This window comes from Enterococcus durans, assembly GCF_002277935.1.
Classification (GTDB): domain Bacteria; phylum Bacillota; class Bacilli; order Lactobacillales; family Enterococcaceae; genus Enterococcus_B; species Enterococcus_B durans.
In genome coordinates this window covers 303,065-316,072 of the sequence record NZ_CP022930.1, presented here as the reverse complement: position 1 = coordinate 316,072, position 13,008 = coordinate 303,065, and the positions used below count along the sequence as shown (strand labels likewise).

Here is a 13,008-nt window from a genome sequence, read left to right as displayed (position 1 = left end):
TTACTCTTTCTTATATATGATCCATTTTGTTCAATTTTTCAGTTGGAACATTTATTTTCAAACAGATTATTTGCCTGTATCAATTTTGCGAGGTACCATGATTATGCAAACGCTATCATAAAATCATGTTTTTTGATTATCTAGAAAGAAGGCTTTAGTATGGAAAAAGTTTATCATGCTGGAACGAATGAAGGACTTATCGATTTTATTAATATAGAAGATTTAGAACTTGCTGCAACACAAGTCATTCCTAACGGTGGATATGGGTATATCAGCAGTGGAGCAGGAGATCTTTTTACGTATCGAGAAAATGAAAAGGCTTTTAACCACCGATTGATCATTCCTCATGTCTTAAAAGATGTAGAATTGCCTGATACAACGATCGGTTTTTCGGGTGAAACATTAACGGCACCGATCATCATGGCGCCAGTAGCAGCCCATGGATTGGCTCACGAACAGGCGGAAAGAGCTTCTGCAAAAGGAGTGGCAGAGTTTGGGACTATCTATACAGCAAGTTCCTATGCTTCCTGTACATTAGAAGAAATCAGGAAAGCGGGCGGAAATACCGCACCACAGTGGTTCCAATTTTATATGAGTAAAGATGATGGTATCAATACAGATATCTTAGAAATGGCCAAACGCAATGGCGCTAAAGCTATCGTCTTGACAGCGGATGCAACAGTTGGCGGTAATCGTGAAACAGATCGACGAAACGGATTTACCTTTCCTTTGCCAATGCCGATCGTCCAAGCATATCAATCCGGTGTAGGACAAACGATGGATGCCGTTTATAAATCGTCTAAACAAAAACTGAGTCCTAAAGATATCGAGTTTATCACTACCCATTCAGATCTACCAGTGTATGTCAAAGGTGTCCAATCAGAAGAAGATGTCTATCGTTCACTTGATTCGGGTGCGCAAGGTATCTGGGTATCGAACCATGGAGGAAGACAATTAGATGGTGGTCCTGCTTCCTTTGACTCTTTACAATATGTGGCTGAAGCAGTGGATAAACGTGTACCAATCGTCTTTGATAGTGGTGTTCGTCGTGGGCAGCACGTCTTTAAAGCAATTGCCTCAGGTGCGGATCTAGTTGCCATTGGAAGACCTGCGATATACGGATTAGCCCTTGGAGGAAGTACAGGAATCAAACAAGTATTTGATTTCTTCAAAAGAGAACTTGAAATGGTCATGCAATTAGCAGGTACGCAAACGGTAGAAGACATCAAAAAGGCAAAATTGAGAGAGAATCGGTTTATTTAGCGGATAATCAAAAAAAGCAGTGAAGAGACTGAACGTCAGTAGTTCAGATTTCTCTCACTGCTTTTGTTGTTTAATCAAGTATATTCTTCATGTGCTTAATAGGAGTACTCTTTTTTACCATGTATCAGAAAAGTTCAATAGCAGGAAAGTCTTTTATCCGAATCACTTTTATACCTGTTTCACTGATCTCCTTTGCGATTTTTGTCGGACAGAATTGATCGGTGATCAAATAGTCGAATGAAGAAACATCAGCAATTTTAAATTTTGAAGTCAAGCCGATCTTGCGATGATCAGCAACTAATATTTTACTCCTTCTTGTTTTATTGATCATCAGTTCATTGATTTTTGATTCATTTAAAATTTTAGTTGTAACGCCATTTTCTACGCTGACACCACTACATCCAATCACACAGATATCTGCATTCATATCCATTAAAGTTCGTGTAGCAATATCTCCAACTAATACTTCTTTTGGTATACGCAATTCGCCTCCAGTCAAGATATAACTGTAGTTTGGTTGATGAGTAGTGGCGACAACTTTCAAGTTATTGGTAACGATTGTCACATGCTTAACAGTGAGATAGTTCAAAATAGCTAGAGCAGTAGAACTGGAATTGATGAACAACGTGTCATAATCATTGACATATCTACTTGCATATCTAGCAATTTGTTGTTTGAGTCTGAGAGGTCCCGACTCATCAAAGTTTGTTTTATTCTTGTAATTAAAAAGGCAGTAACCGTATTTTCTGATGATATCATTTTTTTCCTCTAAGACATTTAGGTCTCTCCGGATTGTGCTCAACGAAACATTTAATTCAGACGAAAGCTCAAGTGTTGTCAGCTGTTTTCGTGCTTCTAAAATATCTAAAATCGCTTTTCGTCTTTTCTCAATACTTTTCAGTGAATTTTTCAAAAAACTACCTCCTCAAAGAATGGCTTAACTTCTTATATGACTGAGTATATAAGAAAAATCATATAAAAAAATAAAACAATCATATAAAGTACAAACAATCATGGGAGCGTCAATAATTTTGTGTAAATAACTCGTCCTTCTGCAAAATAATGGGTTACTCAGTAAACATTGAAGCTAATGTATCCGTCACTTGTTGGAAGCCTTTATGGCTTCTATTTAAGAATTTTTGATTGTATGTATCAAAGATGGATACTAGGAAACGCTCTAGTGATTCTTCATTTTGAAACTGCTCTTTTCTGCGGCTGTATTTCTTGATTTGTTTATTGAAAGATTCGATTAAATTAGTTGAGTAAATGCTTCGGCGGATACCAGGCGGAAACTCATAAAAAGTCAATAAATCTTGATTTTTTATCAGTGACTGCGTCACTTTAGGATAAGTTTTCTGCCACTTCTCAATCATACTCCCTAAAAAGGTATTTGCCTCTTCCTTTGAGCTAGCTTGATAAACAGCCTTAAAATCATCACAGATTTCTTTTCGATCTTTGACACGTACTTTATGAGCAATATTACGGGAAACGTGAACACAGCAATGTTGGTATTTAGCTTTAGGATAAATCTGGTGAATCGTATCTTTCATGCCTTTTAAGCCATCGGTAATAAACAGTAAGACATCATGAACCCCTCTGGAGTAAATGTCCTCTAACAACTCATTCCAAACGTAGGTCGATTCAGTCGGAGCAATCGCATAACTTAGTACTTCTTTAGTGCCGTCTTCTCGTATACCAATGGCAATATAGATTGCTTCTTTGGAGACGGTTTGCCGTTTTAAAGGAATATAAGTAGCATCCATGAAAATAGCGACATACTTATCATTTAGAGTTCTAACTTTAAATGCATTTACTTCTTCAGTCAGCACTTTAGTCATGTTGGACATGGTTTGGGGCGTGTAGTGATGCCCATACATTTTCTCAATCAAGTCTGCGATTTCCGACATGGTAATACCTTTTCGGAAGAGGTGAATGACGGTCTCCTCTAAGGTATCATTCGTCCGTCTATAAGCAGGAACAGTCTGTTGCTTGAACTCGCCGTTGCGGTCGCGCGGAATCTGGAGATGAAGTTCCCCGTACTCGGTCTTGACCGTACGGTCATAGGAGCCGTTACGAGAATTACCCGTGTTAAAACCAATGCGATCGTACTTTTCGTAATCGAGGAAAGCCGTTAACTCCGTTTTGAGAAGCGTATTGACAGCTTTTTCCAAATGGACACGGAATAATTCATTCAAATCGCCTTTGTTCGCTAGAGTCTTTAGAATTTCTGTAGTAAAATCGTTCATATGGAAGTCCTCTTTTCTGTGAATGTGTTGTGGTAACTCTATTCTACAGAAGGGACTTCCTTTTTTCTATTTACACAAAATATTTTACACTCTCACAATCATTTAAAACTATTTAAATGAGTTTGTTAGCGCTTTATTATTTAGGTGTTGATACTCACATTTCAAGGAGGAATAGAAAAATATGAATATAGCAGATATCACAAAGGAAAATTGGATTTTATCGACTTTTCCAGAATGGGGTACGTATTTAAATGAGGAGATTGCGAGAGAAGAAGTGGAGGAAGGAAGTGTATCTATATGGTGGTTAGGTTGTACAGGACTTTGGATAAAAACAGCTGAAAAAACAAATATATTATGTGACTTATGGTGTGGCACTGGGAAAAAAACACATGGGAAAGGATTGATGAAAAAAGGACATCAAATGATGCGAATGAGTGGGGTCCAAGAGATGCAGCCTAATTTACGTACTCAACCTTTTGTGATTGACCCTTTTGAAATGAAAAACATCGATGCATTAGTTGTGACCCATATCCATTCTGACCATTTAGATATAAATACTGCTGCAGCTGTCCATCAAAATTGTCCGCAAGCACGCTTTATTGGACCTAAAAAGGTAGTTGAAACGTGGCTTGACTGGGGGATACCGAAAGAAAAGACGACAATCGTCAAGCCAGGTGACGAAATAACCCTCGGTAAAACGAAAGTGATCGCTTTGGAAGCTTTCGATCGGACGGCCCTGATTACTTGTGATAAGACTGATTATTCCTTCAAAGGAAAGGTGCCACAGGCGATGGACGATATAGCGGTGAATTATCTATTTGAAACTACTGGAGGAAATATCTATCATGCAGGAGATTCTCATTACTCTAATTATTTTGCAAAACACGGAAATGAATATACTGTTGATGTTTGCTTAGGTGCATATGGGGAAAACCCACGAGGAATCACAGATAAAATGACTTCAGCCGATATATTACGGATGGCAGAAGCTTTGAAGACAAAAGTAGTGATTCCAGTTCATTATGATATTTGGTCAAATTTCATGGCTGATCCGAAAGAGATCACCCTTTTATGGCAATCTAAAAAAGAGCGTCTGGCCTATCAATTTCACCCCTTTATTTGGCAAGTTGGTGGAAAGTTTACGTATCCACAAGATTTTGAAAAGCTAGAATTTAATTTTAATCGAGGGTTTCATGATGTTTTTACAACTGAAAATGATACACCATTTCCATCATTTTTATAGAACAGGAGGAGAAGGAGATGCTGAGATATTTTTGGTCAGAAGGGTTGGTGTATTATTCAGAAAAAGAAGTCACGGATTGGCAAGAAGGTATACGTGAGAGTTGTCAGCTGCTAATAGAGAAAAAGATCATCAAAGCAACGTATGTAGAAGAGATCATCAAATGTATAAAGATGTTTGGACCATACATCATTGTTGCACCAAATGTTGCGATGCCCCATGCCTCTTCGCAAAGCGATGAGGTGTTAGGAACAGCTGTCTCATTTACAAAATTAAAGTCTCCTGTCAATTTTGGCGATCCAGAGAAAAAAGCACAACTCTTTTTTACATTAGCAGCAAAAGATTCTACAGCACATCTGAAAAACATCCAAAGATTATCTGAATTATTGATGAAAGAAAGAGTAATCGATAGCTTAATGGCAACCGAATCAATAGAAGATTACTTAAAAGTGATGCGTCGCTACGAAAGTTAGGAGGAGAAAGATGGGAAAATTTTTATTACATATTTGGACATATTTCGTCACAAATATTTTAACGCAACCGGCTTATTTGATCGGATTCATTGTTTTATTAGGTTATTTATTATTGCGGCGCCCATTCTATGAATGTCTGGCAGGTTTTTTGAAAGCAACTGTGGGCTACTTTATTCTTACTGTTGGTTCAGCTGGCTTAGTAAATAATTTTCGCCCTATCTTAGTAGGTTTGAAGGATCGATTCAATCTAGATGCAATGGTAACGGACCCTTACTTTGGACAGAATGCAGTGGATGTCGGATTAGAGGAGACATTTGGACGTACCTTTGGAGATGTGATGATTTTACTTTTGATTGCTTTTATCTTGAATATCACACTAGTAAGATTTCAAAAATATACAAAACTACGTGCGGTATTCACTACAGGAAATGTTCAGATTCAACAAGCAGCAACAGCCTTTTGGATTTTGTTATTTTGCTTTCCTAATCTAGGAAGAATAGAAGTGTTAGTCTTTATGGGAATCATCTTAGGTTGTTACTGGGCTGTTACATCAAATTTGACAGTCGGTATCACACAAGAATTAACAGAAGGTGCTGGTTTTGCGGTAGCCCATCAACAAATGTTCGGTATCTACCTTTTTGCAAAACTATCGGAATGGATGAAAAAGGATCAGAAAAAGAAAGGATTAAATAAAGTAGATAGAAAATTAGAAGATATCGAGCTGCCTGGATTTTTGTCTATTTTCAATGAGAATATGGTAGCAACTTCTCTACTTATGCTTTTCTTTTTCGGTATCATTTTACTGGTTTTAGGAAAAGATTATTTAATTCAATCCGAGTTCATGATTGAAGGCCAAAGTTTTCTTTTCTATATTCTCACTACTTCTTTAAATTTTGCTGTATATCTTGCGATTTTGCAGTTAGGTGTCCGAACATTTGTTGATGAACTGACACAATCTTTTCAAGGAATCTCCAACACTATTCTTCCAGGAGCAGTTCCTGGAATCGATGTTGCAGCGACTTTTGGATTTGGTTCTCCAAATGCAGTGACAGTTGGATTTTTATTTGGTGCATTAGGTCAATTTTTGATGATTGGCTTACTGATTTTACTGCGCTCGCCAACGATTGTGATTGCGGGTTTTATTCCCTTATTTTTTGATAATGCGGTCATTGCTGTTTTTGCCAACAACAGAGGTGGGTTTAAAGCTGCTTGTATTTTTCCTTTTTTGTCTGGAATGATCCAGGTTGGAGGGTCAGCGTTATTTGCTACATGGATTGGGCTGTCAAAATTCGGAGGGTATATCGGTATGTTTGATTGGGCAACCGCGTGGCCGTTCATTACAGTAATCATGAAATTTGCTGGTTATATTGGTGTAGTACTAGTTGCCGTTGGTTTATTGATCATTCCTCAACTACAATACCGAAAAGATCCAGAAGGATATTTCATGATCGTTGCTGATTATGAGCAGTACAAAGAAAATCGACAAAAAAATAAGTGATTTTGGAGGACCTAAACATGAGAATTTTAGTATCTTGTGCAAATGGATCAGGGACGAGTCTAATGATGATGCGTAGTATAGAAAAAGCAATGGAAGAATTGAAAATTCCTATCATCAAAATCCATCATTGTGCGCTTTCAGAAGGAAAAAGTTCAGCTAGTCAATATGATGTAGTTTTTACACCTCAAAATTTTTTAGCGATGTTTAAACAAGCAGAAAAAAGAGGAGTCCTTGTTATAGGAATCAAAAATGTAATGTCAGCAAAAGAGATCAAGGAAAAATTTTCAACATCAAATTTATACAAAAAATACAAGAAAGAGGAGGGAGAATGATGCAACCAAACTTGCAAATTGCTTTGGATCATAATTCATTAGCGGAAGCACTAGAAGACATTGAACAAGTTGGTAAAATAGTGGATACCATTGAAGTTGGAACGATTTTGTGTCTTCAAGAAGGAAAAAAAGCAATTCGTTGTATTCGCGAGTTATTTCCTGATAAGCAAATTGTTGCGGATACGAAATGTGCAGATGCGGGTAGAACTGTAGCAAGAAATGTAGTGGACGCTGGAGCAGATGTGATGACCGTGATTTGTTGTGCTTCTTTAGCAACCATGGAAGCAGCTCAAACACAGGTGAAGCAAATACAAATAGAACTTTACGGAGATTGGACATTTGAACAAGCGGAAAAATGGCACAAACTTGGAATTGAACAGGCTATTTATCATCAAAGCAGAGATTCATTGCTTGCAGGTGAATCATGGGGCGAAAAAGACTTAGAAAAAGTGGAACAACTAGTTGAATTAGGTTTCAAAGTTTCTGTGACAGGTGGACTATCTCCAGAGATATTACCATTATTCAAAGACCTGCCTATTTACAGTTTTATCGTTGGTCGAGGAATCACTGCGTCCAAAGAACCACTTTTAGCCGCAGAGCGATTTAAGACTGAGATTGCTCGTATTTGGGGGTGAAGTGATGGCTGTTATAGGAATCTATGAGAAGGCGTTACCGAAAGATATTTCTTGGGCGGAGCGTTTCGCTTTAGTAAAAAAACTTGGCTTTGATTTTATGGAATTATCAATTGATGAGAGTGACGAACGGTTGGCACGACTTGATTGGTCTGAGGAAGAAATTAAAATGATACAAAGTAAGCTGTTCGCTTCGGAAATTTGGCTCCATTCACTTTGTCTTAGTGCACATCGCAGATTTCCATTTGGTTCGGACGACGAAAAAAAGCGAAAAAAAGCTAAAAATATCATGAAAAAGGCTATTCGATTAGCCCATAGATTGAACATAAAGATAATCCAGCTTGCGGGCTATGATGTATACTATGAACAAAAATCTGTATTATCTAGAGAACGATTTATCGAATGCTTAACTGAAAGTGTGCAAGAAGCATCTCGTTATGGGATCATCTTAGCTATTGAAATCATGGATGATCCTTTTATAAATTCTGTCACGAAGTTTATGACAATAAAAAATCAAATCCCGTCTCCTTTCTTACAGCTCTATCCCGATTTAGGCAATTTGTCTGCTTGGTCAGAAAATGATCCGGCAATGGAATTGGAAAAAGGGAAGGAACATCTTGTGGCTATTCACTTAAAAGATACTTATCCCGTCACAACAGAATCAACAGGTAAATTTCGAAACGTCCCATTCGGAAAAGGATGCGTTGATTTTTTAGGTTTATTAAAAGTACTTAAACGTTCGGGATATGAAGGTGCATTTCTCATAGAAATGTGGAGTGGGGAAAACGCTGGATATGAAAATGAAATACAAGAAGCGAAAGATTATCTTTATCCAAAATTGAATGAGGCGGGATATCATGTGGAATGAAACAAAGATCGCAGAGATAAAAGACAGAGTTTACCAAGCAAATCGGCGACTTCCTGAAGAAGGCTTGGTAAAACTGACGTGGGGGAATGTCAGTGAGATTGATCGTAAATTAAAAATCGTTGTAATTAAACCAAGCGGGGTGCCTTATGACGAATTAAAACCGGAAGATATGGTCGTGTGCGATTTGCAAGGAAAAACGATTGAGAAACCTTCATTGAAGCCATCCTCTGATCTACTCACACATCTCATGTTATACCAACAGTTCAAGGATATTTCAGCAATCGTTCATACACATTCGTCTCACGCAGTGGCTTGGGCTCAATCAGGACGAGAAGTGCCAGTATATGGAACGACCCATGCAGATACTTTTTACGGCGATATTCCTTGTACTCGTCAATTGCTAGAAGCAGAAGTACAAACAGAATATGAAGAAAATACTGGGAAAGTAATTATTGAATGTTTCAAAGAGAAAGAAATCTGTCCTCAAGCTATCCCAGGTATCCTCGTTTTTAGTCATGGACCGTTTACCTTTGGAGCTACGCCAGAAAAAGCAGTCGAAAATATGATTGTATTGGATGAAATTTGTCAGCTAGCAAAAGCAACAGAAGAACTGAATGGCAATACTGTTCGAACGCCTCAATATTTATTAGATAAACACTATTATCGAAAACATGGAAAAACAGCATATTATGGCCAATAGTCGTACATGAAAAGAGAGGTCGAGACAAAAGTCGTTTCGACTTGAGAAATTGGAGAGAAAAACGAGCAATACGCTTTTTGTATTGGTCGTTTTTTTGGAATTTCGAAAAAAATGACTTTTGGACGCCGGTTATTTGAGAGAGGCTGGGACAGAAGTGTTTAACTCCGAGAAATAAGAAGAAATGAACGAAAATTGCTTGTCAAATTTTTGTGAATTTCGGCTTATTTCCGAAGGAGTTGCTTCTGCTCCCACCGTTTATTCGAGAGTCTATAGCAACCCTGATTTTTAGATTTGTCCCACATTCTTCTTCCTACGTTTAGTCAAGTACTTTTTTCTATTGGTTTTTATCAAGAAAAAAGTATACGAAATAAGCCTAATAAATTAGAAATTTTTTTATTAGGTATGCTATAATTCTAGGTAAGGATATATTCCTTATTGGTCGTTAGAGGCCGTGTATGAGTAATCATACGGACTTGAATGTCGTACCATCGAATGGAGACATTTCAAGAGCTTGTTGATGCAGGCGACGAGCGCAACCTTATGCTTTTTGGGCGAAGGTTGCGTTTTTAGTTTATAGTAATAGTCCACAAGATGATTGGGCCCCGCCGCTTGTTGTCGAATCATGTTCATCATAATAAAATACAAATTTTTTCGGGCCTTCGGATTCCCATGTTTATTCATGTGTTCTTTGGCTATATATTTTCCAGATTGATATCTTCTGGTATCAACACCGACGAAAGCATTCAATTGCTTATGAGAAGAAAAACGCCGAATATCCCCTAATTCACCAATAATGAGTCCTGCAGAAAGTTCACCAATTCCAGGGATACTTTGATAGAAATCAAATTCTATTGTTTGTTTCGCAATGTCAACTAGCTGTTTGGCGAGTTGTTCTTTTGTTACAAGCAATTGTTTCAATTGTTGGGCATAATACACGACTTTTTGAACAGAAATACTTTGTCCAGATTCAGCTGGATAAGAATTTTGCGCAAGTGAAAGTAAGGTTTGTGCTTTAGCCAAGGCTTTTTGATCGGAGATTTTTTTATCCGTATTTTTCTTTAACACATTTTTTACCTTAGTTTGGCTTAAGTGTGCCAAGTAATCAGGGTGGGGGAAAAGTTCGACAAGATTCAAGGCGAGTTTTGATAACCTGTTCGTGAAAAGTGTTTCCAATTCTGGGAAAGTCAATTGTAAAGCGGTATGCAGGTTCATTCTCGTGCGTTTAATGTCCCTTTCAATTTGTTGATAAAAGCGTGCAAAATCGCGTGTTTGTTTATAGACTTCTGTTTGAGATTGTTTTTGTTTCCGCAAAAATTGACCGTGTGTTTGTGCCAGTCGATGGGCATCTCGTTTATCCGTTTTGACTGAACGTAAGTCAATATTCAGTTGTCTTTTCGCTTCTAAAGGGTTTAATAAACAATAGGCGAAATGATTCTTTTGACAAAAAGTTTCAATGACTCTTGAATAAACCCCCGTTGCTTCAAAAACGATTTGTGGTCGTTCTGGAAGAGCATAAATTTCTTGAAGAAGTGCATTGAAATGTGTTTTATCGTGAAGAATTTCTTGTTCAAAAAGATAAGTATTTTCATGATAAATAACGACATAACTTTTTCCCATTGAGACATCTAAAGCAAGTACATACATAATTTTCATCTCCTAAGAAGTGTTGAAAGATTCTTCACTGCTTCATTTCGTTCCTAATTTCCTTTACACGGGCTCGAAGCCCCAACATACTTAAACCAGGTTTTAAAATGACAGTGAAGAAGACCATTTTTTGTTTGGGACTCGTAGTCCAAGAAAGTGTGGTCGGTCTTTCTTTCACAACCAACTATACGCTTAAAAGAGCGTTAGAGGGTAATTTCATCCGTCGATGAATTTACCCTCTAATCTTAGTATGTTTTTTTTTCATGAGCATAATATTCCATTAAAAATTTATCAAGTGATAAAATAAATTTATCGATAGATCATTTTTTAAGGGGGAATTAGATGTTTTTAGCATTAAATGAAATTGTTCATTCAAAATTACGCTATGCTTTAGTAGCTGGAGTCATGTTTTTGATTGCTTACCTTGTCTTTTTTTTAACAGGATTAGCTTATGGGTTGGCACAAGATAATCGTACGGCAGTGGATAAATGGGAAGCCGATTATATCGTTTTATCCAAAGATTCTAACACAAATCTTGGGATGTCGATGATCACGAAAAAGACAGCCGAAGAAGTGAAAGGTGGAGAAGTTGCGTACTTAGCACAAACACCTGGAGTAGTAACTAGCAAGGACAATAAAGATGCGGGTAAGATCAATGTGAGTTTTTTTGGTATCGATCCAAGTCAATTCTTAATGCCGAAGCTTGTGGAAGGAAAAGAATTTTCTGGAAACGATGAAGCAGTTGGGGATATCAGTTTGAAGGAAGAATATGGACTGAAGATTGGTGATACGGTCAAACTTTCTGGAAGTGATAAGACATTTAAGCTGACAGGTTTTACAGAAAATGCCAAATTCAATGTTTCACCAGTCCTATATACGACCCTTGATGCGTATCAAGAGATTCGTTTTGAAAAAACAGATACTAGTGAAAATGCGCGAATCAACGCTGTAGTGGTTAGGGGCAGTGTCGATAAAATGCCTGATGATCTCGAAAAAATCAGTATTGCAAAATTCATCAATGAATTGCCTGGATACAATGCACAAGTATTGACTTTTGGCTTTATGATCGGCTTTTTGATCGTGATTGCAGCAATCGTGATTGGTATTTTTATTTATGTACTAACGATGCAAAAAATCAATATTTTTGGTGTACTAAAAGCGCAAGGGATTACCGGTGGTTTTATTGCACGTTCGGTAGTAGCGCAAACATTTTTACTTTCAGTTTTTGGTGTTGCTCTGGGATTGTTGGGAACAGTAGGAACTTCCTTGGTGTTACCAGATACCGTACCTTTCCAAAGTAATTGGCTTTTCTTTGGAGTGATCAGTGTCTTGATGTTAGTAGTCGCTGTTTTAGGCGCGCTATTCTCAGTTCGGACGATCGTAAAAATCGATCCACTAAAGGCGATTGGATAGGAGGAAAATAAAAATGGCAGCAATTGAATTTAAAGAAGTGGAAAAGAGTTTTCAAGATGGCGATCAGATCGTCCACGCACTGAAAAAAACGAATGTGCGTATTGAAAAAGGCGAATTCGTCGCAATCATTGGACCTTCTGGATCAGGAAAGAGTACATTTTTAACCATGGCTGGTGGATTACAGACGCCTAGTAAAGGCTCTGTACTGATCAATGGGGAAGAGTTCAGTAATCAACCTGAAAGTAAACGGGTGAAACTTCGTTTTAAAGAGATTGGTTTCATTTTACAAGCTTCAAACTTGGTTCCGTTTCTAACGGTGAAAAAACAGCTGATTTTGGTGGATAAGGTGAAACATGAGAAACGACAAGAGAAAGCTAACGAATTGTTTGAACAGCTAGGGGTCGACAGTTTGGTCAATAAATACCCAGAAGAACTGTCGGGTGGCGAACGACAAAGAGTAGCGATTGCAAGGGCTTTGTATAACGATCCTTCAATCATTTTGGCGGATGAACCTACAGCTAGCTTAGATTCTGAAAAAGCGAGAGAAGTAGTCGATATACTCGCGAAAGAGTCAAAAGAAAAGAATAAAGCGATCATTATGGTCACACATGATACAAGACTTATTGACAAATGTGATAAAGTCTTTATGATGGAAGATGGTGTTTTTAAAGAAAAAACAGACTAAGCCTGAAAAGAGGG

Annotated in this window: 13 protein-coding genes and 1 pseudogene; 11 read left to right on the top strand and 3 right to left on the bottom strand. The window is 37.6% G+C overall.

The annotated features are described in order from the left end of the window. Positions 1-159 precede the first annotated feature (159 nt). Complete coding sequence (locus CJZ72_RS01555) at positions 160-1,263, top strand: alpha-hydroxy-acid oxidizing protein (RefSeq protein WP_081134796.1); 1,104 nt, start codon at positions 160-162, stop codon at positions 1,261-1,263. Positions 1,264-1,387: 124 nt separating this feature from the next. On the opposite strand, the gene CJZ72_RS01550 is transcribed toward CJZ72_RS01555, so the two are convergent. Together CJZ72_RS01550 and CJZ72_RS01545 are read right to left on the bottom strand one after the other, a co-directional pair. Next, positions 1,388-2,176, bottom strand: a complete 789-nt coding sequence (locus CJZ72_RS01550) for a DeoR/GlpR family DNA-binding transcription regulator (protein WP_005878329.1) — start codon at positions 2,174-2,176, stop codon at positions 1,388-1,390. A 154-nt stretch (positions 2,177-2,330) separates the two neighbouring features. Further along, positions 2,331-3,509 carry an IS256-like element ISEfm2 family transposase gene (locus tag CJZ72_RS01545; RefSeq protein WP_081133701.1) on the bottom strand — a complete coding sequence of 393 codons (1,179 nt, stop codon included), beginning with the start codon at positions 3,507-3,509 and terminating at the stop codon, positions 2,331-2,333. A gap of 181 nt (positions 3,510-3,690) precedes the next feature. Here CJZ72_RS01545 and ulaG point away from each other — a divergent pair, with 181 nt between their 5' ends. The 8 genes and pseudogenes from ulaG to CJZ72_RS15010 form a co-directional block, all read left to right on the top strand. Then, positions 3,691-4,752 (top strand): L-ascorbate 6-phosphate lactonase, encoded by a 1,062-nt coding sequence (gene ulaG / locus CJZ72_RS01540; protein ID WP_081134795.1) that lies wholly within the window; start codon positions 3,691-3,693, stop codon positions 4,750-4,752. Positions 4,753-4,769: 17 nt separating this feature from the next. Continuing rightward, positions 4,770-5,222 (top strand): PTS sugar transporter subunit IIA, encoded by a 453-nt coding sequence (locus CJZ72_RS01535; RefSeq protein ID WP_081134793.1) that lies wholly within the window; start codon positions 4,770-4,772, stop codon positions 5,220-5,222. Between the two features lie 10 nt (positions 5,223-5,232). Further along, positions 5,233-6,720, top strand: coding sequence for a PTS ascorbate transporter subunit IIC (locus CJZ72_RS01530; protein ID WP_081134792.1), 1,488 nt, complete (start codon positions 5,233-5,235; stop codon positions 6,718-6,720). A 17-nt stretch (positions 6,721-6,737) separates the two neighbouring features. Then, positions 6,738-7,052, top strand: a complete 315-nt coding sequence (locus CJZ72_RS01525) for a PTS sugar transporter subunit IIB (protein WP_081134790.1) — start codon at positions 6,738-6,740, stop codon at positions 7,050-7,052. Further along, positions 7,049-7,687 (top strand): 3-keto-L-gulonate-6-phosphate decarboxylase UlaD, encoded by a 639-nt coding sequence (locus CJZ72_RS01520; RefSeq protein WP_095443570.1) that lies wholly within the window; start codon positions 7,049-7,051, stop codon positions 7,685-7,687. Before CJZ72_RS01525 ends, CJZ72_RS01520 begins: the two co-directional genes overlap by 4 nt. Positions 7,688-7,691: 4 nt before the next feature. Next, positions 7,692-8,552: an L-ribulose-5-phosphate 3-epimerase gene (locus CJZ72_RS01515; protein ID WP_095443569.1), complete on the top strand. Its 861-nt coding sequence runs from the start codon at positions 7,692-7,694 to the stop codon at positions 8,550-8,552. Beyond that, positions 8,542-9,252, top strand: coding sequence for an L-ribulose-5-phosphate 4-epimerase AraD (araD, locus tag CJZ72_RS01510; protein ID WP_081134785.1), 711 nt, complete (start codon positions 8,542-8,544; stop codon positions 9,250-9,252). The genes CJZ72_RS01515 and araD overlap by 11 nt, the downstream gene beginning before the upstream one ends. Positions 9,253-9,395: 143 nt before the next feature. Further along, a pseudogene (locus CJZ72_RS15010) lies at positions 9,396-9,515 on the top strand (DUF3788 family protein); the annotation flags it as partial. A 169-nt stretch (positions 9,516-9,684) separates the two neighbouring features. Here the strand turns inward: CJZ72_RS15010 and CJZ72_RS01505 are convergent. Further along, positions 9,685-10,905: an IS110 family RNA-guided transposase gene (locus tag CJZ72_RS01505; RefSeq protein ID WP_095443568.1), complete on the bottom strand. Its 1,221-nt coding sequence runs from the start codon at positions 10,903-10,905 to the stop codon at positions 9,685-9,687. Positions 10,906-11,238: 333 nt separating this feature from the next. Here CJZ72_RS01505 and CJZ72_RS01500 point away from each other — a divergent pair, with 333 nt between their 5' ends. Then, entirely contained in the window at positions 11,239-12,309 is a 1,071-nt protein-coding gene (locus CJZ72_RS01500; protein WP_005878344.1) for an ABC transporter permease, read from the top strand. Positions 12,310-12,322: 13 nt separating this feature from the next. Then, on the top strand, positions 12,323-12,994 hold the full coding sequence (locus CJZ72_RS01495) for an ABC transporter ATP-binding protein (RefSeq protein ID WP_005878346.1): 672 nt from the start codon (positions 12,323-12,325) through the stop codon (positions 12,992-12,994). The last annotated feature ends 14 nt before the right edge of the window (positions 12,995-13,008 follow it).